18 protein-coding genes and 1 tRNA gene are annotated in these 23,224 nt (G+C 38.5%); 12 read left to right on the top strand and 7 right to left on the bottom strand.

The annotated features are described in order from the left end of the window. Window positions 1-23: 23 nt before the first annotated feature. The 6 genes from ACFSQJ_RS15630 to ACFSQJ_RS15605 all read left to right on the top strand — a co-directional run bounded on the left by ACFSQJ_RS15630 (window position 24) and on the right by ACFSQJ_RS15605 (window position 3,713). Entirely contained in the window at window positions 24-1,001 is a 978-nt protein-coding gene (locus ACFSQJ_RS15630) for a M23 family metallopeptidase (RefSeq protein WP_377767895.1), read from the top strand. Continuing rightward, window positions 1,001-1,330 carry a MerR family transcriptional regulator gene (locus ACFSQJ_RS15625; RefSeq protein WP_350290068.1) on the top strand — a complete coding sequence of 110 codons (330 nt, stop codon included), beginning with the start codon at window positions 1,001-1,003 and terminating at the stop codon, window positions 1,328-1,330. Before ACFSQJ_RS15630 ends, ACFSQJ_RS15625 begins: the two co-directional genes overlap by 1 nt. Window positions 1,331-1,353: 23 nt before the next feature. Further along, window positions 1,354-1,950 (top strand): LemA family protein, encoded by a 597-nt coding sequence (locus ACFSQJ_RS15620; protein WP_377767894.1) that lies wholly within the window; start codon window positions 1,354-1,356, stop codon window positions 1,948-1,950. A gap of 2 nt (window positions 1,951-1,952) precedes the next feature. After that, window positions 1,953-2,390 (top strand): TPM domain-containing protein, encoded by a 438-nt coding sequence (locus ACFSQJ_RS15615; RefSeq protein ID WP_377767893.1) that lies wholly within the window; start codon window positions 1,953-1,955, stop codon window positions 2,388-2,390. Next, window positions 2,371-3,159: a TPM domain-containing protein gene (locus ACFSQJ_RS15610; protein ID WP_377767892.1), complete on the top strand. Its 789-nt coding sequence runs from the start codon at window positions 2,371-2,373 to the stop codon at window positions 3,157-3,159. The genes ACFSQJ_RS15615 and ACFSQJ_RS15610 overlap by 20 nt, the downstream gene beginning before the upstream one ends. A gap of 101 nt (window positions 3,160-3,260) precedes the next feature. Then, window positions 3,261-3,713: a hypothetical protein gene (locus ACFSQJ_RS15605; RefSeq protein ID WP_377767891.1), complete on the top strand. Its 453-nt coding sequence runs from the start codon at window positions 3,261-3,263 to the stop codon at window positions 3,711-3,713. A gap of 55 nt (window positions 3,714-3,768) precedes the next feature. Here the strand turns inward: ACFSQJ_RS15605 and ACFSQJ_RS15600 are convergent, their stop codons facing one another. The 4 genes from ACFSQJ_RS15600 to ACFSQJ_RS15585 all read right to left on the bottom strand — a co-directional run bounded on the left by ACFSQJ_RS15600 (window position 3,769) and on the right by ACFSQJ_RS15585 (window position 8,158). Further along, window positions 3,769-4,833, bottom strand: coding sequence for a S41 family peptidase (locus ACFSQJ_RS15600; protein WP_377767890.1), 1,065 nt, complete (start codon window positions 4,831-4,833; stop codon window positions 3,769-3,771). 364 nt (window positions 4,834-5,197) lie between these two features. Next, a complete protein-coding gene (locus tag ACFSQJ_RS15595; RefSeq protein ID WP_377767889.1) occupies window positions 5,198-6,619 on the bottom strand; it encodes a serine hydrolase domain-containing protein in 1,422 nt (473 codons plus the stop codon). A gap of 53 nt (window positions 6,620-6,672) precedes the next feature. Then, entirely contained in the window at window positions 6,673-7,221 is a 549-nt protein-coding gene (locus ACFSQJ_RS15590; RefSeq protein WP_377767888.1) for a DinB family protein, read from the bottom strand. 97 nt (window positions 7,222-7,318) lie between these two features. After that, window positions 7,319-8,158: a LytR/AlgR family response regulator transcription factor gene (locus tag ACFSQJ_RS15585; RefSeq protein ID WP_377767887.1), complete on the bottom strand. Its 840-nt coding sequence runs from the start codon at window positions 8,156-8,158 to the stop codon at window positions 7,319-7,321. Window positions 8,159-8,586: 428 nt separating this feature from the next. On the opposite strand from ACFSQJ_RS15585, the gene ACFSQJ_RS15580 reads away from it, so the two are divergent. Continuing rightward, the gene (locus tag ACFSQJ_RS15580) at window positions 8,587-14,148 is read left to right on the top strand and encodes an alpha-2-macroglobulin family protein (RefSeq protein ID WP_377767886.1); all 5,562 of its coding nucleotides are present in this window, start codon (window positions 8,587-8,589) and stop codon (window positions 14,146-14,148) included. A gap of 97 nt (window positions 14,149-14,245) precedes the next feature. Next, window positions 14,246-16,603, top strand: a complete 2,358-nt coding sequence (gene pbpC, locus ACFSQJ_RS15575) for a penicillin-binding protein 1C (RefSeq protein WP_377767885.1) — start codon at window positions 14,246-14,248, stop codon at window positions 16,601-16,603. On the opposite strand, the gene der is transcribed toward pbpC, so the two are convergent. Beyond that, window positions 16,604-17,905 carry a ribosome biogenesis GTPase Der gene (der, locus tag ACFSQJ_RS15570; protein ID WP_377767884.1) on the bottom strand — a complete coding sequence of 434 codons (1,302 nt, stop codon included), beginning with the start codon at window positions 17,903-17,905 and terminating at the stop codon, window positions 16,604-16,606. A 182-nt stretch (window positions 17,906-18,087) separates the two neighbouring features. Here der and ACFSQJ_RS15565 point away from each other — a divergent pair, with 182 nt between their 5' ends. After that, entirely contained in the window at window positions 18,088-18,624 is a 537-nt protein-coding gene (locus ACFSQJ_RS15565) for a lipid-binding SYLF domain-containing protein (protein ID WP_377767883.1), read from the top strand. A gap of 56 nt (window positions 18,625-18,680) precedes the next feature. Here the strand turns inward: ACFSQJ_RS15565 and era are convergent, their stop codons facing one another. Continuing rightward, the gene (gene era, locus ACFSQJ_RS15560; RefSeq protein WP_377767882.1) at window positions 18,681-19,568 is read right to left on the bottom strand and encodes a GTPase Era; all 888 of its coding nucleotides are present in this window, start codon (window positions 19,566-19,568) and stop codon (window positions 18,681-18,683) included. Beyond that, window positions 19,549-20,919, bottom strand: coding sequence for an alanine/glycine:cation symporter family protein (locus tag ACFSQJ_RS15555; RefSeq protein ID WP_377767881.1), 1,371 nt, complete (start codon window positions 20,917-20,919; stop codon window positions 19,549-19,551). Before ACFSQJ_RS15555 ends, era begins: the two co-directional genes overlap by 20 nt. Before the next feature lie 297 nt (window positions 20,920-21,216). Between ACFSQJ_RS15555 and ACFSQJ_RS15550 the strand changes: the two genes are divergently transcribed. The 3 genes from ACFSQJ_RS15550 to ACFSQJ_RS15540 all read left to right on the top strand — a co-directional run bounded on the left by ACFSQJ_RS15550 (window position 21,217) and on the right by ACFSQJ_RS15540 (window position 23,016). After that, window positions 21,217-21,289 (top strand) — tRNA-Met (locus ACFSQJ_RS15550). 94 nt (window positions 21,290-21,383) lie between these two features. Continuing rightward, window positions 21,384-22,595, top strand: coding sequence for a tyrosine-type recombinase/integrase (locus ACFSQJ_RS15545; protein WP_377767880.1), 1,212 nt, complete (start codon window positions 21,384-21,386; stop codon window positions 22,593-22,595). A gap of 253 nt (window positions 22,596-22,848) precedes the next feature. Beyond that, entirely contained in the window at window positions 22,849-23,016 is a 168-nt protein-coding gene (locus tag ACFSQJ_RS15540) for a recombinase family protein (protein WP_377767879.1), read from the top strand. The last annotated feature ends 208 nt before the right edge of the window (window positions 23,017-23,224 follow it).

The raw sequence follows: 23,224 nt of genomic DNA, 5'->3' as shown, positions 1-23,224 counted from the left end.
CAAAAATAGGATAAAATCCACTCATGTCTAAAGTAAAATACTATTACGATCCCGATACGCTTTCTTATAGAAAGATTGAACCTAAAAAATCTAAAAGGTACCGTAATCTATTCTTTTTTCTTTTGGGCTCTGCACTTTTTGGTTTTATAGGATTATTGGTCCTTTTAAATACCGATATTTTAAATACACCCAGAGAACTTTCCCTGGCCAGAGAGGTAGAAAACTATGAACTCCAGTTTGACATTTTGAACAAAAAAATGGAGAATATGGAGCAGGTCTTGGCTAATATTGAAGACCGCGACAACAATATTTATAGATTGTATTTTGAGGCCAACCCCATACCTGAAGAACAACGAAGGGCGGGTTTTGGTGGTATAAATCGTTATAAGTCCCTAGAAGGGTTCAACAATTCAAAGATTATTACAGATGCCACCAAAAGATTGGACATCATTCAAAAACAAATGGTGATACAATCAAAGTCTTTAGATGAGATTGCCATACTAGCAGCGGAAAAAGAAAAATTCTTAGAAGCTATACCTGCCATACAACCCGTAAGAAATGAAGATTTAAAACGTATGGCATCAGGTTTTGGGTGGCGGACGGACCCTTTTACAAAGGCCCGAAAGATGCACAAAGGAATGGACTTTACCGCACCGCGTGGAACACCTATCTATGCATCTGGCAATGGCGTTGTTACAAGGGCCGATAGTAATTCATCCGGCTACGGAAAACACATACGTATTGATCACGGCCATGGCTATTTAAGTCTCTATGCGCATATGAGCAAGTATAACGTGAGCAAAGGCCAAAAGGTTAAACGTGGTGATTTAATTGGTTTTGTCGGCAGTACAGGCCGTTCAGAGGCACCTCATCTTCATTACGAAGTATGGAAAGACAAAGAAAAAATAAACCCTATTAACTTCTACTACGGCAGTTTATCACCAATAGAGTTCGAGAATATGCTCAAATACGCTAATCAAGAAAACCAATCTCTAGATTAATGCACGTAGAACTCCCCGAAAAAAGATATTACGGTATTGGCGAAGTGGCCAAAGCATTTGGAGTAAATACCTCACTTATTCGTTTTTGGGAAAAAGAGTTCGATGCCATCAAGCCTAAAAAGAACGCAAAGGGAAACAGAAAGTTTACACCGCAAGACATTAAAAACCTTCAGCTTATTTATCATTTGGTAAAAGAGCGTGGGTTTACTTTAGAAGGTGCTAAAATCCATTTAAAAGAAGAAAAACACAAAACCCTATCTAATTTTGAAGTCATTGAAAAACTTCAAAAAATACGTGCAGAGCTTCTAAAGATCAAAGAACAACTCTAAATAAACACTAAACACTTACGAAAATGAAAAAACTAATTCCTGTAATCATAATTATTGGTCTACTCATGGTAGCCGGTATGTGGTACGTAAATACCAATAACAATTTGGTAGAGATGAAAGGCCAAGCCACTAAACAATGGGCAAATGTTGAAAGCTCTTACCAACGCAGAAGTGATTTAATCGGCAATTTGGTAAAAACGGTTCAAGGGGCAGCAGATTTTGAACGTGGCACACTTAAAGATGTTATCGAAGCACGCTCTAAAGCCACTTCAACTACTATTGATGCCAATAACTTGACTCCAGAGAAATTAGCTGCATTTCAGCAAGCACAATCAGGCTTGTCTTCAGCATTGTCTAGACTCTTGGTTACTGTGGAACGGTATCCAGATTTAAAGTCTAACCAAAACTTTTTAGAATTGCAATCGCAGTTAGAAGGTACCGAGAACAGGATCAATGTCGAACGAAACCGTTTTAATGACCTAGCCGGAGAATACAACATCAAAATCGAAAAAATACCTACTAACATTATAGCGAATATCGCAGGATTTGACGCCATGGCCTTATTCAGTTCAAAACCAGGGGCAGAAGATGCACCTGATGTAGATTTTAATTTTGATTAAGTATGTCTAAAGTTGAAGCTTTTCTAAGCTTAGATGAAGAGCAAGAGATTGTAAACGCCATTCTTGAAGCCGAAAAAAACACTTCGGGCGAGATTCGTGTACACATTGAAGCTTCGGCCAAAATCGACCATTTTAGCCGCGCACAGCAAGTTTTTCATTTTTTAAAAATGGATAACACAAAAGACGAAAACGGCGTATTGCTTTATGTCGCCGTTGTAGATAAAAAGTTTGTTATTTACGGTGATAAAGGAATCGACAAAGCGGTACCAAGGGGTTTTTGGGACGATACCAAAAATATAATCTCAAAACATTTTAAAGAAGGTAATTTTAAACAAGGTATCGTTGAAGGTGTTTTAAAGGCAGGCAAAGAACTGGAGGCACATTTTCCATGGAATCATAATGACACCAATGAACTGAGCGATGCAATTTCGAAAGGTTAGTATTTTACTGGCTTTATTTTTTACCGCCTTAGCATGGGGGCAGTTCACCATACCTGAAAAACCTAAAAAACAGACCAGTGTTTACGACTATGTAAACCTACTTTCGACCCCCGAAAAATCTCGCTTGGAGCAGAAGTTAATTCGATATGCCGATAGCACTTCATCGCAGATAGTTGTTGCCATAATCAACTCAACGGAGGGTGAAAACATTAACTTTCTAGGAGCACAATGGGGGCAAAAATGGGGAGTCGGTCAAGCTCAAAAGGATAATGGCATATTAATTTTATTGGCCAAGAACGACCGCAGAATTGCAATAAATACAGGTTATGGCGTAGAAGGCCTGCTCACCGATGCCATGAGCAAACGCATCATAGAATCCGTTATTATTCCCGAATTTAAAGCGGGAAGTTACTATCGAGGCCTAGACAAAGGGGCCGATGCTATATTTCAAGTACTGTCCGGAACATTTAAAGAAGACCGCACTTTTAATACGAACCAAGATTTTCCTCTAGACTCCCTTTTACCATTTATCATCTTTTTGGTCATTTTCTTTATTCTCATGAATAGAAAGGGTCGTGGCGGAAAAGGAAATAATCGTGGTGGAAGAGGAGGTATTGGTGGTGATTTATTGGATATTATTATTCTCAGCAATATGGGCCGTGGCGGCTATCGTTCGGGCTCATCGGGTGGTGGTTTTGGTAGCGGCGGATTTGGTGGTGGTTTCGGTGGCGGCGGCTTCGGCGGTGGAGGTGCCTCTGGTGGATGGTGATTTAGCTTTAAGCTAAGCAGTTTTAAGTTTTTAAAATTTATTGTTCATTGTAAAAAGCAACTTTTTCATAAAAACTATATCTTTAAATTAAAGCACTAATTATGATGATTAAAAGATTTTTTCCTGTTCTCTTTTTATTGCTGTTGTGTTTTCAATGTGATGAAGATATCGATGACTGTTCGACAGTTTTGTGTGCAGGTCCTCCATCACTTGCACTAAGAATACTTGAAAATGGCGGTAATGTTTTTACAAATGAAACTTATACTTTAGAAGACCTTGTTATCACTGGTGAAAATAGCAGTGAAATTTCTTCGAATATTTTTGAGAGCCAAGACGGGACACCACTTTTAATTCTAGAAAATTTTCCATGGCAATTAGGCGAAAATAATTATACCCTAACTTTTGGGGGGCAAGCTTCGGCAGATTTATCCATAGACATCACACTTTCCGAAAATGACGGTTGTTGTGGTGGCATAGAACAACTCAGAAGCTTTTCTAGTAATGGCAGAGTAACAGAACTAAATAATGGCTCGTATTCCGTTAGCTTAAGGTAGTTTTTTTGACTTGTTTGCTCTACTTGATTTCGCCAAGACGGGTATAAATCAAGTCTTACCTTCCATGGGCAATCCATTGGATAGCGCTGTCTATAACTTTTCCGCTTTTAAGACTATCTAAGTTCAATTCTTCAGATACCAATACGTCAGGAATAACTCCATCATTGTGAACCGTTTTGTCCTTACTCATGAAATATGCGGTCATCGGCGCAAAGACCCATTTATCGGATAACACAAACCACCCATTGGTACTCGATAATCCGCTTGTTTTCTCTCCTATAACTTTTAAACCAGACTGCCCTTTTAAGCACGAAACGACTACTTCACCTGAACTTGCAGTATACTTGCTAGTCAATACTGCAATTCTGCCGTTCTTCTCTTCACTCCCACAGCTAAAATCAGCTTTATAATTAGACATTCCGTTTTCATAAAAGTTACCATCTTTAAAAGCCCATCTCGACTTAAAGTTTTTCCCATCTTTGGTATCTCCGCCTAAATCTGCATTTGGCATCAGTGTGCTGAGACCGGCTAACATCGGGTTCATATTTCCGCCAATATTACAACGCAAATCGATAATCCATCCTTTCGGATTTTTCTTCTTTAAATCACAAATAGATTTTCTAATGGCGTCCCTCGCTATGGCAATATCTTCCCCTTGCATTACGCCAGTCGCCAAAATTTCAATGTAGGCGATGTTCTCAGACTCAAGTATCTCAGCATTCACCTGATATGGTGCGTTTATTTTTGTGGCGCCTATTGCCCTATAAATACTATCATTAGGTGGGCCAACATTCTCTGAACGATGATTGAACGCAACTTTATAATCATACATTAACATACCATGAAAATCGCCGAGTGCTTTAAACATCAGCTCGGCTGGTTTACCCAGTTTTTCTATGGAGTCAGACTCTTTTGAAATAGATCGCATCTTACTTTCCAATTCACCCCAATTAACTTTTGAAGCATAATAAGAATTAGATTTCGCAAGAGAAATCATGCTTTCCAATAGAAACTCATTTTGTTCACTTTGTTCTGAATTATTGGGTGCTTTATCTTGAGCAAGTCCTTTAAGGGTCGTAAAAAATAGACATAGGTATGTTACTACTATAATTTTCTTCATATTTCCATTTTCTAAGGTTATTTGGCCTATCAAAGTTAATAACCGGTAATCTCTTAGATGCTCCCGTGAAACATAAAGGTAACTGTTTGTATGTGATTTTCACGTAGGAAATAAGCAAACAATGAATTATACACATTGCTGGCAACAGGCTACTTATAATTCAATAGCTCTATTGTCTTATCAATCCACTTGTAAGGTTTAATTGTTTTATCAAAATAGTAATTAGGTTGTATTCATTTTCCGCCAATTGTCATTGCAGGGATTACGTAGCTTTTTGACAAACCATACCACAATTTAAACTCTTTTGATGGTGAAGTAACAGAGTAAGATAGTTGAAGTAAAACTATAGGGATAATTATTTATCTCATTTTTTCCGAAAATAAGTATTATCTATATCGTTTTCTTTTTGTTGTACTCTGTAACTTTTTACAGAACCATCGTCGTTTAAGTTGAAGGTAAAACTAACTTCTGGCCTAAAACCAATAATGATAAATTTAGTTTCTGAAATTGGTTTTAATTCATATTCACCGCTATCCCAGAGTCTTCCAAATTCATAAGTTATCTCAGAGTCTTGTTCCTCACTACTATAAGTGCCTACATATTTTTTGAGTACTTCTTCGGGTAAGGTGAAGGGTTGTTCTATGGGTTGATTATATAAAATCTTTCGGGCATATTTAGCTGGACTGGTAGTGATTTTGTTTTCAATGTTCATAAGTTGTATGATGGTCTTATCAGCATCTATATGTCTCTCTATCCAAGTAATATAACCAGCCCAGCCACCTGAATGTAGTACTCTCTTACCATAAATACTATCATTTCTAACGAACCAGCCAAATCCATAATCCGTTTCTTCACCGCTTTCTGTGGGATAGGACGAGAAAATGAGTTTTTTGTCTTCGGCATTTATAAGTTCGTTGCCGTAAAGTGCTCTATCCCATTTAAGCAAGTCGATTGTATTAGAATTTACCATGCCATCTCCAACAATACCGTCTAAATAAACGACATAATCTTCGTCAGGTGAATCATCGGGAAGAATATTTTTCTTTAAGCTATCTGAATAGATATAGCCTTCGGCATAATTATCGATTTTCTTTGGTTGGAACCTTCGGCGATAGACAAAAGTGTTTTCCATCTTTAGCGGTGTAAATATTTTCTCGTTTAAGTATTTTCCAAATGATTTTTCACTCACGCTTTCTATGATAGTACCAAGTATTAAATACCCTGTGTTGCTGTAGCTATATTTTTTTCCAGGCTCAAATTCCTTTTCAGGTTTAAGTTTTGCAAAAATTTCAATCACGTCGTCATTAGTAGCTATTTTTGATTTGTCCCAGTGCTCTGCCATCATACCCATATAATCAGGTAAACCACCCGTGTGTATCAATAGATTTTTAATGGTAACATCTGAGTAATACGTTAACTCCGGGATGTATTTGCTAATGAGATCATTGTAAGAGAGTTTTCCTTCTTTTTGAAGTTGTACGATTCCCATCGCCGTAAATTGTTTTGAGACCGATGCTAATTCAAAAGAGGTATTAATATCCAATTTCTCTTTGGTCTCTTCATTTGCAATTCCATAGCTTTTATGAAATATGATTTTGCCATTTTCTGCGACCAGTACATTACCGTTAAATTCATTTCTATCGTAATGAGCAGAATAAACAGAGTCTAACTGTTGGGTTTTATCATTTTCTTCAACTTCAAACGCAAGGGCACTCTTTGTGTTTTCCTTGTTCTTGCAGGCTAATATTAGGGATACTGCGGCTAAGAGAATACTTATTTTTTTCATTTTTAGATGGTTTTTGGTTTATTACCTAATTCAATGAGTAATGGCCTAGAAAACTACTTTTTCTTTAATATATCGCGTATAATCTTAAGGTGATGTTCAGTATGAATCGTAAGAAACGTAATGGTTTCGTCTCTATTCATAGTCCCAAGAATAGGATGATTAAAGTGCTTCTTTTCTGCAAGCTTAGGTAACTTTTTAACTGTTGCCAGCGCTTCATTATAATGCATTTGCAAGGTATTTTTCGTAATATTTTCTTTTGGTGTTACCGCCTCTGGTGCAGTAGCTTTTCCTCTAGGCATCTTATTAGAAGTAAAGACATAGTCACGTGCCGTGTTGGGTTCCGTTTTATAATCACGTTCATCAGAATACTTGAGCGCTTTGTGTATTTGATTTACCATTAAATAGATGTGATCCATATGCCACGCAACAGCAACTTCTGATACTTTATGGTTTATGGTATCCTTTACAGCAATATAGGATGCTACCTCATTAAGTTGTAATTCTAGATCAGAATGTCTTTTGTCTGATTCCTTACTTGCAGCACTGCTTAATAATAAAATCCCTGCCGTAAAGATTAAGATGATTTGAATGCGATTTTTCATAAGTCTATTTTAGAATTGTTAGCTCAAAAATAGCTTTGAAATCAGTGCGTTACATAAAATTGGGATAGGTGTGACACTTTTGTGATGAACGGGAAAGCTATTTAAAGTCAGCTTTTGAAAAGGACCTAGATACGGGAATACTCGTAGCAACTTTTTCTAGTTGTAGAGTAAGAGATCTTGCATTGCCATCAATAGTTATTATATGTTGCATATTAATAAGATAAGAACGATGACAACGTTTTATTTGAGAAATAGCTTCTAATTGTATTTCAAGCTTTTTTAGAGAGAGCCTAACTAGTTTATAGACAAGCGCATTTTCATCTAAATAATATATCTTGACATAATTCCCTTCTGATTGTGCATATACAAATTCTGATAATTGCATTACAATAGGTGATTCTTTTACACTTTCTTCTTGTATTTGAACTGTAATGGTCTCTTCTACCGCTGCGGGTGGTAACTGATTATAAAGTAATCTTGCTGTCTCGATATTGCGTTTTGAAAGTGTGCGCTCTTTAAAAAAGATTAAACCTATGATAGGGAAAATCCCTATCGAAGTAGTGATTTTAAGAAAAATAAAAAAGTTTTGATATAAATCAATATTACGCCACCAATTGTAATTGTGCAGGGAATTAAAAGCACTTATGATTAAGATACAACAAAATTGTAATAGAATTTCCTTTACTATGGTCCATTTTTCCGAGTGAAAAAACTCCCGAAATAGTTTAGGAAGAATAAAATAAGTAGTAGCCACACCAAGAAAAACTGAAACCCCAAAACCCGCCAAGAATATATATTTGTAAGATATTGACTGAGCTGCTCCAAAAGGTTCAAAAACAATCAAAAATACATAAACAAAAATGCCTGATAATAATGCAAATAACCACTTGTATTTAGTGGATTGCAACAATGGATATGGTAAAGTCAGCCACTTCATAAGGAACTACTATATTTCAGCTTGATAGGTATATAAATCATATCCTGCATTGACATTAATTTACCTAATTTGTTGACTTGAGATTTTGTCATTTTTCAAATGTAAGACAACGTAAGAATTAACAAACTCGTTTGTTAATTTCCATTTTATATGAAATATAAGAATAGTATCATATTTATGGCAAAACAATACTAGTAAAAGTAGATTATCTGTGTAAAATACTTTTATCGTCATGTGCGTACATCTTGAGACATTGGGTATATAAAACATCACAAAGTATTCTTAAAAGAACATCCAGCGGTAAAGCTATGTCCGTAACTACTTAGAGTTTTAAACTCAAAAACCCCATTTTCAGTGAACTGTCTGCCCTCATTTTGGGCTATCTTGCCGTGGCAGAAGAAACCGTTTAATCTTTAATCACCGTAAACATGGGTCGTTTTCCAAAAGTTATCCTTATCTCCTTTCTACTTATACTAAGCTCTTGCAAAAAAAAGAGCGAGAGCAGTAGTACCGATAATCTTTTTAAATTCAAAGATTATGTGAGTTATCATACCAATGGGCAACAAAGTATCGACACACCAATTAAAATTGTTTTGGCAAAACAGTTGGAGCAATTTGAACTAACCCAAGAACTGCCCAATGAATATTTAAAGATAGTGCCCGAGGTTGAGGGTAAGCTTGCTATCGAAAACGGCAGGGAGCTTACCTTTCAACCAACGGAATACCTAAATCCGAATACAGAATATACTGCTACCCTTGCTTTAGGCAAACTGTTTGAAGGTTTAGATAGTGAATTCAAAAAATACACCTTTAGCTTTAAGACCATTGCGCCCAATTTTAAAATCAATCTGGGCAATCTGCAATCGTACAGCAAAGATTTACAATACCTAATGTGCACTTTAGAGGCTTCCGACATTTTAGATGCCAATCAAATAATATCGACAGTATCCGTAAGTCAAGAAGGCAAATCCCTTGCCGTAAAATGGGAAAACACCGAAGAAAATGCACGTTATTTTAACTTTAAAATTGATAGCATACAGCGAAAAGTTGACGATTCACAATTGCAAATCAGCTGGAACGGTGAAAAGCTTGGCGCCAATAATACAGGAAGCGAAAACTTCACCATTCCCGGTCTAAATAAGTTTGTTGTGGTCGATGCCAAAACCTCAACTTCACCCAACGCGGCATTGACCTTAAATTTTTCGGAACCCCTAAAGGAAAACCAAAATTTAAATGGTTTAATAAGCATTGAAAATGCAGAAAACCTACGTTTTGAAACAGATGGCAATATTTTAAAAGTTTATCCCTCTAATCGGATTACAGGGCAAGTTAGGGTGAACGTTTTTGAAGGTATTAAAAGTGCCTATGGCTATACCTTAAAAGGCACATTTTCGGAATGGATTTCTTTTGAACAGTTAAAACCTAATGTTCGTTTAATTTCAAAGGGAACCATTCTACCCGATGCGGCCGCTACCCCAATTTATTTTGAAACCGTAAATCTGAAGGCTGTCGAAGTACGGGTAATTCAGGTTTTTGAAGATAACATGCTTCAATACCTGCAGAACAACAATATCACGCAGCAGTATAATTCAGATGTAAGAACGGTGGGCCGAAGAGTGGCATACAAAGTTATTCCGCTAACAGAAAACGATTCTGAAAACCAGAGCTATTGGAAAGCACATGCATTGGATTTATCTAAATTGATCAAGGTAAATCCAGGTTCTTTATACCGCATAGAATTTAGTTTCAAAAAAGAACACGCTAACTATACCTGTGAAACGGCTTCCGATGATGATGAAGATTATGTCGTTACAGAAGAAGGCCAAAATGCTACGGAACAACTTTTAGAGGAGCGTTATTGGGATAATGAAATTTATTACTGGAGAAACTATAATTACAATTGGGAGGAACAAGATAATCCATGCAGTCAGGCCTATTATAACCCCGATAGAGTCGTCACCACCAATCTTTTAGGTAGTAACCTTGGTTTGATCGTCAAGAAAGGAAAAAATCGCTCTTATCATTTTGCTGCTACAAATCTTTTGAGCACACAACCAGAGGCCAACACTAAAATAAAACTATATAATTATCAGCAGCAATTGCTGACCGAAGTCAGTACAGATGCGAACGGTTTTGCCATTTATGACGGCAATAAAAATGTGGCCTTCGCCGTAGCCGAAAAAGATAAAAATTATGCCTATGCCAAATTAGCCGATGGCCATGCGCTTTCGTTAAGCAAGTTCGATGTTTCAGGGCAAGAACTGCAAAGCGGACTTCAAGGGTTTCTATATACGGAAAGAGGGGTTCACCGCCCGGGAGATACTGCCCACCTGACCTTTGTTTTAAACGATAAAGGAAACCCATTGCCAAAAAATCATCCGGTCGTTTTAGAGGTCAATGATGCCAGAGGAAAATTGGTACAACGTAATGTGCTCAAAGAGGAAAGTTTGAAAATCTCTGAAGGACTTTATGCAAAAAAAGAAGGGGCCTTTTACTACTTCCCCATCCCAACAAAAGCAACCGCCCCTACCGGAAATTGGAATGCCAAAATAATTGTTGGTGGTGCTCAATTCAATAAAAGCCTAAAAATCGCCACTGTAAAACCTAACCGTTTAAAAGTGAACTTTGCTTTTGAGGATGATATTTTAAAAGCAAACGAAAATAATAAGGGCAAAGTGGAAGTACAATGGTTGCATGGTGCCCCGGCTCGAAACCTAAAAATAGATATCAATGCAAAGTTGCAGCCTACATCCACCGGCTTCGAAAACTATAAAGGTTATATTTTTCAAGACCCGGTTCGCACTTTTAACGAAACTGAACTACAGTTTCTGAATACGACGCTCGATGAAAATGGCTTGGTAACAATTGATAAAAAGATCAGTGCCAATAAAAATGCCCCGGGTATGCTGCAGGCCACTTTTACTACTAAAGTGTTTGAGGGTGGTGGCGATTTTTCGATAGACGTATTTTCTAAAAAACTGGCTCCCTTTTCACATTTTGTAGGGTTACGTTCACCAGAAGCAAAACGCTACGGTTCTTTTCTAACGGATGAGAATACCACCTTTGACATGGCATCGGTTAACGCTGATGGAAAACCTGCCGCAAATAGAAACCTAAAAGTAAAAGTGTTTAAGATTGAATGGCGCTGGTGGTGGAACAGGGGTTATGATAATCTTTCACGATATGAGAATGCAACCGTACACAGGCCATTTAAAGAAATGACGGTTACGACAGGAGCAGATGGAAAAGGGAAATTCAATATTAATGTACCCGATGATGATGGGGGGCGCTACCTTATTCGGGTAATCGATGAAGTTTCTGGTCATGCCACTGGTAGAACAGCTTATTTTTACAGAAACTGGTGGAGAAGACCTGCTTCTGGCGACACCGAAAGTTCAAAGATTTTAGTATTCGCTTCAGATAAAGAAAACTATGAACTTGGAGAAAGTGCGGTAGTAACGTTTCCTTCAGATGTAGGAGGGAGAGCCTTATTAAGTATTGAAAACGGCTCGGAAGTACTATCCACCCAATGGATAGAAACTTCGGCAAAGGAAACCAAGGCTACCATTCCCATTACCGCTGAAATGGCACCAAATGCCTATATCAATATATCACTGCTACAACCGCACGGTCAGGTAGCCAACGACCTACCTATTCGTTTATATGGTGTAGTACCCATTTTAGTAAAAGACAAGGCTACGTTCTTAGAACCTCAACTACAAATGCCAGATGTGCTGGAACCAGAGAAAAGCTTTAAAATTTCGGTCTCTGAAGCCAATAAAAAACCGATGACCTATTCCATTGCTGTTGTTGATGATGGACTGTTGGATTTGACCAGGTTTAAAACACCTGATATTCATTCCTCTTTCTATGCGCGACAAGCTTTGGGGGTAAAAACCTTTGATATTTTTGATGATGTCATGGGTGCCTATTCCGTTAGTGTAGACAATATTTACGCCATTGGTGGTGGCGGTATTGCCGAAGGTGCTAAAAATAGAAAAGCACAACGTTTTAAGCCTGTTGTTTCTTATTTGGGGCCCTTTACCTTAAAAGCGGGCGATAAGGCAACACATGAAATACAAATGCCAAATTACGTAGGCTCTGTGCGTACCATGCTCATTGCGGGCAATGAAAAGAGTGCTTATGGTAAAACAGATAAAACCACTCCAGTTCGTAAACCGTTAATGGTCTTGACTTCAATTCCTAGAAAACTATCCCCAGGAGAAACGGTCACTATCCCCGTTACGGTTTTTGCTATGGAGAAAAAAGTAAAAAATGTAAAGGTCAATATTGATGCGGGCAAAGCATTAGAGCCTATCGGTGCTACTTCAAAGAGCATCACTTTTAATACTGTCGGTGAGCAAATTGTAAATTTTGAATTTAAAGTAAATCCGACAAAATCTTTTCAGACTATAAAAGTGACCGCTTCGGGTGCTGGCGAAAGTGCTTCAAGTGAAACGGAAATCGATGTGGAAAACCCTAATCCGATAACTACAAAAAGTTCGTTGTATACGATAACAGAAAATCAATCTCAAACTATTGATTTTTCAACTTTTGGAACATCGGGTACCAATTCTGCTTTTATCGAATTTTCGACCCTACCTCCAATGGATTTTTCGAAACGAATGGAATATTTGGTTCGTTACCCGCATGGTTGCGTAGAACAGACTACTTCGGCCGCATTCCCGCAGTTGTTTTTAGCAGATGTCATGGATATTACTTTTGACAAGAAAAAAGAAATTGAGAAAAATATAAAAAGTGCCATTAAAAGATTAAGTGATTTTCAAGCCCCGAACGGTGGGCTTAGCTACTGGCCAGGATATGGCTATGCAGATGATTGGGGAAGTTCATATGCCGGGCATTTTTTATTGGAGGCAAAACAAAAAGGATATCAATTGCCATTGACTTTCTTGAGCAATTGGTTACGGTATCAAAAAAATGCCTCTAAGCAATGGAGCAACAAAACCTCAAGTTATAATGACGATATTTCCCAAGCGTATCGCCTTTATACCTTAGCCTTGGCCAAACAGCCCGAACTCGCCGCTATGAATAGATTACGTGAAACCAAAAATCTAAGTAACGAGGCTAAATGGCGTTTGGCAGCCGCTTATGCTCTCGTAGGCAAAAAAGAAGTTGCCCAACAATTGACCACGGTTGCCAACATTAATTTTAAACCCAACAACTATGATTATAGAACTTATGGGTCGGTATTTAGAAATCGTGCCATGGCATTGGAGACCATGGTTATTCTTGGAGATAGCCAACAGCGCGATTTAGCAATCTCTTTGGCCAAAAACCTTTCATCTCAAAAATGGTACAGCACCCAAGAAACTTCTTATGCATTGCTGGCAATGGCTAAAATGGTAGGCAAGAACGGTGGAAAAGCTATTGATATCACGTTTACCAACAACGGAAAAGAAAACACGGTCAAGACCGATAGGGCAATCGCCCAACGTTCAATCGTCATTTCTTCTAAAGAAGGGCAGCTATCAGTAAAAAACAATCAAAATAATGTGATTTATGCCACCTTGACCCAAAGTGGAAAACTTCCTGTTGGTCAAGAATTAGCGCAACAAGCTAAACTTAATATCAAGGTAAGTTATTTAGATGCAACCGGTAAGCCGATTGACGTCACCGAGTTACATCAAGGCACGGAACTTCAGGCGCAAGTAAGCGTTTTTAATACTACCAATGATAGTTATGAAAATCTGGCATTGACTCAAATTGTACCTAGCGGTTGGGAAATTATAAACACCTCTTATGTTGATGGGTCGGGTAACAACTCTGGAATGGCAGATTATATTGATACTCGAGATGACCGCACCAATTTCTATTTCGGATTAGGAGCAAAAAAGAGCAAAACATTTGTTGTAAAATTGAACGCTGCCTTCTTAGGCAATTACTATTTACCTGGAACCCAAGTAGAGGCTATGTATGATAATACGAGTTACGCAAGAAATAAAGGACAATGGATTAAGGTGGTTCGATAAAACAAAGTCGTTCGTTTGAATGTACACACACGAAATATGAGCTTATGTTACATTAGGAATTAGGTCTCGGCTCCGCTCGACCAGACAGTTAATTTGTATGATGCTATTGATTAAAATCTATAAAAAACATCGCATAAAATTTTCGGTTTTTGCTGTTGTATTTCTGGTTTGGCTTTTTTGCCTACCTAAAAAGCTATTTACAGCACCTACCTCAACGGTAGTCACTAGTTCTGATAATGTTTTGCTTGGAGCTCGTATTGCCAATGACGGCCATTGCCGCTTCCCTAAAATGGATTCAGTCCCAGAACGATTTAAGCAAAGTGTTTTACTATTTGAAGATGAATACTTTTACAAGCATCCCGGTTTTAACCCAATTTCAATCTTTAATGCCATAAAACATAATCTAACACAAGAATCCAGGCGAGGTGGAAGCACCATTACCCAACAGGTAATTCGTTTAAGCAGAAAGAATAAAAATCGGACTTATTTAGAAAAGGCCATTGAAATTTTTATGGCTACACGACTTGAATTCAAATATTCTAAAGATGAAATCTTAAAGCTATATGCAACCCATACACCCTATGGTGGTAATGTAGTCGGTCTGGAAACCGCTTCTTGGCGGTACTTTGGCATTCCAGCACATGAACTTAGCTGGGGACAAGCCGCAACCCTGTCAGTATTGCCAAATGCCCCTTCACTTATATTTCCCGGACGTAATGAAAGTCTGTTATTAAAAAAGCGTAATCGCCTACTCGATAAACTATTGGCCAAAAAGATAATTGATACGATAACTCATGAACTTGCACTTGCCGAACCATTGCCAATTAAACCACTAAAACTCCCCAATTATACTCCGCATCTTACAGAACGTATAAAAAAAGAACATCCCGGAGAACGCATTATAACATCTATAAATAGAACATTGCAACTGCGAGCAAATAGCATCGCTACTATTCATCATAATCGACTAAAAAGCAATGAAATACATAATCTTGCCATTTTAGTTCTAGATGTAGAAACACGGCAGGTGTTGACTTATGTGGGCAACGCCCCAACGGAGAAGTCACATGGCAACTACGTAGACATTATTACCAAAAATCGGAGTACCGGAAGCACATTGAAACCTTTTCTTTTTGCTTCCTTATTACATGAAGGGCAGCTATTGCCAGATGCATTGGTAAAGGACATTCCAACAATAATTAACGGCTACAACCCGAAAAATTTCAACAAAAAATATTCGGGTGTTGTTCCTGCAAGTAGGGCTTTATCACGCTCTCTAAATATTCCTGCAGTTCGTTTGCTAAGGTCTTACGGACTTCAAAAATTCTACAACAAACTACAAAAAGCCAATTTAACATCCATCGACAAATCTGCCAATCATTATGGCCTTGCTTTAATATTAGGGGGCGCGGAGAGTTCACTTTGGGACGTCACTAAAACTTACGCTTCAAGTGCCTCGGTTTTAAATCATTTTGTGGAAAATTCCAGTACGTACCGTTCAAATGAATTTGTAGCACCTAGTTATATCAAGGGATATAAACCAGCCTTTGGAAAAGAACAATTTGAAGCCCCTGTTTTTAATGCCGGCGCTATTTATCACATGACGAAAGCTTTGCAAGAAGTTAATCGCCCAGAAGGTGGTGAAAACTGGCAGTTTTTTAACGAATCGCAGCCAATAGCTTGGAAAACGGGAACAAGTTTTGGATTTAAAGATGCCTGGGCAGTTGGCATAACTCCTAAATATGCTATCGGTATTTGGGCCGGTAATGCCGATGGCGAAGGCCGACCCGGCCTAACGGGAATTACCGCTGCCGCCCCCATATTATTCGACATGCTGGACGCTTTGCCCAAAAGTGGTTCTTTTCAAAAACCCTTTGATGACTTGGTAACTTTAAAAACCTGTAAAAAAAGTGGCTACTTGGCTTCTTCATTTTGTGATGAAACGGAACAAAAACTACAGCCAATTAATGGCACCAAAACGCAGCAATGTCCATATCACCAGCAAATAGTATTGGATAAATCTGAGCGCTTTAGGGTAAATTCGTCATGCTATCCCTTAGAAAATATGGTGTATAAAAATTGGTTCGGTTTACCAACCGGTATCGAGTATTATTATACTTCTTCTAACACGACTTACAAAAGTTTACCTCCTTATTTAAAGGGTTGTTCTGCTCTAGAACATAGCTTAATGGAGTTTGTATATCCCAAAAAAAACGAAGTGGTCATCTTACCTCGAGATTTAGGAAATTCATCTTCAGAAGTTATTTTTAAATTGGCCCATCAAAGGCCAGAAACTGCTGTTCATTGGTATTTAGATGAAACCTATATTGGTTCTACAACTGATATTCATGAATTAATCTATACAGCCAAACCTGGCCAGTATCTTTTAACTGCGGTTGACGAAAATGGGAATAGGGTTCAGCAGGGCTTAAAATTGCAATTAACTTCGAAATAATTACTTCTTCCTTAGAAAAACTGTTATCGGCACCCCAGAGAAATCATAGTTTTCACGGAGTTTATTTTCTAAAAATCGCTTGTAAGGTTCTCGCACATATTGAGGTAGATTACAGAAAAATGCAAACTGCGGATATGGTGTTGGCAATTGCGTGCAAAACTTAATTTTGACAAACTTTCCTTTATAAGCTGGTGGTGGTCTATTTTCAATAATGGGCAGCATAACATCGTTTAACTTACGCGTCACTATTTTTTTAGAACGATTTTTATAAACCTCAACAGCGGTTTCTATGGCTTTAAAAATGCGTTGCTTGTTCAACACCGAAATAAAGAGAATAGGAACATCAACAAAAGGTTCCATAGCTTCCCTTATTTTTTTCTCAAAATCGCGAACCGTATTGGTTTCTTTCTCAACCAAATCCCATTTATTCACAAGAATAACAATGCCTTTATTGTTCCGTTGTGCCAACCAAAAGATATTTTGTACTTGCCCATCAAAACCTCTAGTAGCATCCAACAATAAAATACAAACATCGGCGTGTTCAATAGCCCTAACGGAGCGCATAACGGAATAAAACTCTAAATCTTCCTTTACTTTGGCTTTACGACGAATACCTGCCGTGTCTACCAAATTAAATTCAAAACCGAAACGGTTGTATTTCGTATCTATACTATCTCGTGTAGTACCTGCAATATCAGTTACGATATATCTCTCTTCGCCAATCAAGGCATTGATAAATGAAGATTTACCTGCGTTTGGTCTGCCCACAACAGCGAACCGAGGTAATTCACTATCGTCTTCAACGGTTTCGGGCAACACTTTTACCAATGCGTCCAAAAGCTCCCCTGTTCCGCTTCCATTAATGCTTGACAAAGTATAATATTCGCCTAATCCTAAAGAATAGAACTCAACAGCATCTGCCTCACGTTGGGCATTATCTACCTTGTTTATGGCCAAAAAAACAGGCTTGTCCACTCTGCGGAGTAATTTGGCCACATCTTCGTCCATTCCTGTAACGCCAGATTCTACATCTACCATAAATATGATGGCATCGGCCTCATCAATGGCAAGCTCTACTTGTTTATCAATTTCTTTCTCAAAAATATCATCGCTACCAACAACATAACCGCCTGTATCGATAAGCGAAAACTCTCTTCCGTTCCAATCACTTTTCCCATAGTGGCGGTCACGGGTAACACCACTTACCGCATCTACGATGGCTTCCCTTCTTTGAATCAGTCGATTAAAAAAGGTTGATTTTCCAACATTTGGTCTTCCTACGATGGCTACAATTGCGCCCATATCAATAAATTAATAGGCAAAGGTAGTACAATCTAAAAAGCTCAAGGTACTTCTGGAACATTAAAAATAAAGAGACCCTATAATTGCCAAATTTGAGTTATAACAAAACTTTAAGTTTTTATAACAAGGCCTTAACGACTAAGCAAGCATTCTAAGACGTAAATTCATAAAAAATAAACTAAATGAAAACCATAAAAATTATTCCGTTAGTGCTAAGCCTTCTTTTAGGGTCAATTGCTTACGGACAAAATGCCAAACAAAAAAAGATTATTTCAGACGCTAAGAAAGCCAAAAAAACACTTTTAAAACAAGATAACGGGCTAGAGAATTTCTTTGAAAACTCTGCGGGTTATGTAATTTTCCCCAATGTGGGCAAAGGTGGCTTTATTATTGGTGGGGCTTCGGGTAATGGTGTTGTTTATGAAGATGGAAATCTTATCGGAATGGCAGATTTAAAAAAATTAAATATTGGACTGCAAGCTGGTGGACAAGCAATTATAGAGGTTATCTTTTTTGAAACAGCATCAGATTTGGATGCTTTTAAGCAAAGTGATTTTCAATTCGGGGCCGAAGCCTCGGCAGTAGCCGTAAAATCAGGAATCGCTTTCAATGCAAAATATAAAGATGGGGTCGCCGTATTCGCACTGCCAAAAGCAGGCTTAATGGCAGACGCATCTGTAGGGGGGCAAAAATTTAAGTTCAACCCTATTCCACAATAAGTTTAAGTTAGTTTTGAGTTAGTTAGTTATTTAGGGTCGGTATTGCCGGCCCTTTTTTATTGATACCCGAAACGTTTCAGTTGATTCGAATTACTGCGCCAATTCTTGTTCACTTTTACATAGAGTTCTATATGCACTTGCTTATCAAAGAATTTTTCTAAATCTCTTCGTGATTCTACCCCTACCCTTTTTAGGGCACTCCCCTTATGCCCTATGATGATGCCTTTTTGCGTATCACGTTCAACCATAATTACTGAACGGATTCTTATGATATCATCATCCTCTATAAATTCTTCGGTTTCTACCTCAACCGAATACGGAATTTCTTTTTTATAATGCATCAAGATTTTCTCGCGAATGGTTTCGTTTACAAAAAAACGCTCTGGTTTATCCGTCAGTTGGTCTTTTGGGTAATACGGCGGTGCATCTGGCAATAATTCCAAAATTCTATTAAAAACTTCTTTGACGTTAAAATTTTCCAAGGCCGAAATGGGATGTATTTCTGCTTTTGGCAATACTTGCTGCCAATGTTGTATCTGTTCTTCTAAAACCTCTTGTTCTGTAGTATCAATTTTATTCAATAATAAAAGAACAGGAATTTGGCTATTTTCAATTTTCTTAAAGAAAGCCTCATCTTTTAAAGCCTTTTCGCCAATCTCTACCATATACAAAAGCACATCGGCATCTTCAAAAGCTGATTTCACAAAATCCATCATCGCATTTTGCATTTCATAGGCGGGTTTTATAATTCCAGGCGTATCGGAAAGGATTACCTGAAAATCATCACCATTTACAATCCCTAAAATACGATGACGTGTGGTCTGGGCCTTAGAAGTTATAATAGAAAGTTTCTCCCCTATAAAAGCATTCATCAAAGTGGATTTGCCCACATTGGGGTTACCAATAATATTTACAAAACCTGCTTTATGCTTTTGCTCTTTCATTCTTCATTTTTTCAAAATACACTTTAGCTGCCTTATTGACTTTAGGCGCCAATAAAAGTACTGCTATCATATTAGGAATTACCATTAAGGCATACGATAAATCGATTAAATTTTTAACTACCTCTAAAGAAGCGACAGCCGCAAAAACAATCATAATCACAAAATACCAATTGTAGAATCTTCCAATTTTTGCATTTGTTAAAAAAGAAAGGCATTTGACCCCATAATACGAATAGGTGAACAGAGTAGACATGGCAAACGCGGCAACTATTATCATTAAAAGAATACCTCCCCAGCTGCCCAATGAGGTATTAAATGCATTTAGGGTCATTACAATACCACTACCCTCTTCAAGATAAGCCCCACTCAATATGATAACTACTGCAGTAAACGTACAAACGAGAATCGTATCTATAAATGGGCCTAACATAGCCACTAAACCCTCACGTATGGGCTCATCATTTTTAGACTGCCCATGGTACATTGGCGCCGAACCTAAACCAGCTTCGTTGGAAAACATGGCCCTGCGAACACCTATAATGACCAGACCCCAAAAGCCCCCGGCGACAACGGTTTTAAAATTCCAAGCTTCAACAATGATCAATCTTAATGATGGTAACACCTGAGAAGCATTCATTATCATCACTCCGATAACGGCAATAAGGTATACCATTACCATAAATGGCACGATGGTAGTAGCAACCTTCGCAATCTTTGTAAGTCCACCAAAAATGACAAATGAGGTAGCGATTGCCAAAACAAAACCTACTGCCAGTTTCCAATTGTAGTCACTCATTTCAAACAGTGTTTCGGCTGGTTGAATAACGCTCATAAAGGTCTCTGTAAACTGGTTCGCGGTAAACACTCCTAAAAAACCGAAGATACCGGCTACACAAAAGAATATGGCCAAAGGTCTATATTTTTCGCCGAGCCCTTTGGTAATATAGAACATGGGGCCGCCTTGTAACTTTCCTTCAGAATCTTCTCCCCGATACATAATGGATAAACTGCAGGAATAAAATTTGATACACATACCTATAATGGCCGTCATCCAAATCCAGAAAACTACACCAGGTCCACCGTCATGTATTGCGATTGCCACACCAGAAATATTTCCTAAACCAACAGTGGCAGCAACAGCAGCTGACAAAGCCTGTAACGAACTTACTTCGCCCTTAGCAGTTACATCATCGTACTTTCCTCTAGTAATGGCAATAGCATGCCTAAAAAACCGGTAAGGCTTGAATTTTGAATAAACCACGAGAAATAGCCCGCCGCCTATTAACAAAATAAACATGGGCCATTCCGTTCCCGAAATCGCTTTGATTAAAAAGTCATTGAGTTGCTCCATGGTTTCGAAGGTACTTATTTCAATGAAAACTCTTAACTATTGTTAAAGATTGAAGCTATTTTAAAAGGAAAGTCATTACTTTTTTGATTTAAGTAAAAAAGCGTTGTATATTTGACGCCCGTTACAAATAGTAGCGTTCTTTTCGTCGGTGTTATGAGCTGAAGTTTTAAAAACAAGTGAAAAGAAATCTCATCGAGGGTAGAGCAGTACTCTTCGACTTCGCTCAGGACAGGGTACCTACTCAACCTGAGAACTTAAAATGGGATTTAGTGTAGCGATGCACTTTTAAACATACATCGCGGGGTAGAGCAGTAGGTAGCTCGTCGGGCTCATAACCCGAAGGTCACTGGTTCGAGTCCAGTTCCCGCTACTTCCTTAATCCATTGAAAACCAGATTTTTAAATCTTATTTCAATGGATTATTTTTTTGGTATATTGCAAAGCGCACACGCGACCGCACAAAAAATGGGCATCAGCAAGAAGTATACCGAGCCTAAACTCTACCACGGAGGAAAGTCTTTCGACACCTCCAAGCGGTGGTACATCTATTACTCTTACCAGCACCCGGAGCAAAAGGACCAACACGGAAATCCCCTTATGGTGCGACAGCCCAATATCACCATGAAGTTCAACCGTAAGTACAAGAGCAAGAAGGAACGTTTGATGCACTTCGAACTGGTCAGGGAGGCACTCCATGAGGCCCTTAAGAACGGCTATTCCCCATATAACTCCAATTTTAAGGCCGAGAATAAATATACTGTGGAGGCAGCGCTGGATTTTGCCTATGGGCTCAAGAAAAAGTCCCTTAGTGGCTCCTCCGAAAGGGACTACCGAAGTCGGTTGGGCCAGTTTAAAAGGTACTTGGGGAAAAAGGCCTATCTACAGCGGAATATATTAGAATTGGACAAGAAACTTGTAAACACTTACCTGAACGGGATACTCAAGAACAGCAGCGCAAGGAACCGCAACAATACACGCGTGGTCCTCAGTGCCCTGTTCGGGGAACTCGAAGCCAACGACATTATCCCGAGGAACTTTGTGGCCAGCATCAAGGTGCTGAAATCGAACCCCAAGCGCAACAAGACCTATTCCCTGGAAGTCGTCGACGGCATGTTCAGCTTCATGGAAGAGCACGACCCAATCCTTTTGCTCTTTATCAAGTTCATATCCTATAATTTCTTACGCCCGATAGAAGCCTGCCGTTTGAGGCTGGGCGACATCAACATCAAGCAAAAACTCCTCCATGTAAGGGCAAAGAACAAATTGGTCAAGACCAAGATTGTTCCGGATATCGTCATCAACGAAATACAGGAACTGGATTTTTCCAATTCCGACCATTTTTTGTTCACGCCCAACGGTATAGGGCCATGGGAATCCTCGGAGGAAAGCAGAAGGGATTATTTTACCAAAAGGTACAAGGACCTGAAGGTCAAATACAATAATTTTTTGAAGGCTCAGGGAAAATCATTCCAGTTGGGCACCGACTATACCTTGTATTCTTTCAGGCATACTTTTATCACCAAACTCTACCGACAGATACGGAAAGAACATTCCCAGACAGAGACCAGGGACAGATTAATGTTGATTACCGGTCACTCCACGCTCAAGGCCCTCAACGCCTATCTCAGGGATATCGATGCTGAGCTCCCAGAGGATTATAGCGGTTATCTTTCCTGAAATAAAATTCATAAGGAATGCTAGAAATCGATCAAGTGATTGGAGATAAAACTTGAATTCCGCATTTTTCTGGCTTGATTCTATCAAATTGTGGTTTTATTTCTTTTTCATCGTAACAAAAGGAATTTTTAGAAGTCTAACACTTATACTCTACAACATAGGCGGTTAAGGTTCATCCACCGACTACTCATTTTTTTCCAACAACCTATCTTCAGTAATAAATAGCCCTTAATAGGACCTAATATTATCGAACATGATGTTTGGATATGCAAGGGTGTCCACACAAGAGCAAAATCTGGAAGCCCAAATAGATTTATTGAAAAAAAGTGGATGCGAAAAGATTTACACTGACGTTGCCAGTGGTGTAAGAAGCAATCGAAAAGGTCTCAACGAACTGATTAAATATATGCGTCAAGGGTAAGGCTGCAACTAGATACAACAAGGATAAAAAAAAGAGAATTGAAATGGTTGCAAATATTGTAAGATTAAGAAAAAATGTTTTTTTTCAGCTTATGTTCTTGGGGACAGGTATAGCAGTCTGTATTCATATCATAGATGAAGTGTACCACTTCGTGTTGGGAGTCGGAGGCCTGCGATGCTCTTCCGGTGTCGGGTACGCCCACCAGGTT

The organism is Croceitalea marina (assembly GCF_042684265.1).
Lineage (GTDB): Bacteria > Bacteroidota > Bacteroidia > Flavobacteriales > Flavobacteriaceae > Croceitalea > Croceitalea marina.
Note: the sequence above shows the minus strand (reverse complement) of the source record. Positions and strands in the feature narration are given on the sequence as shown.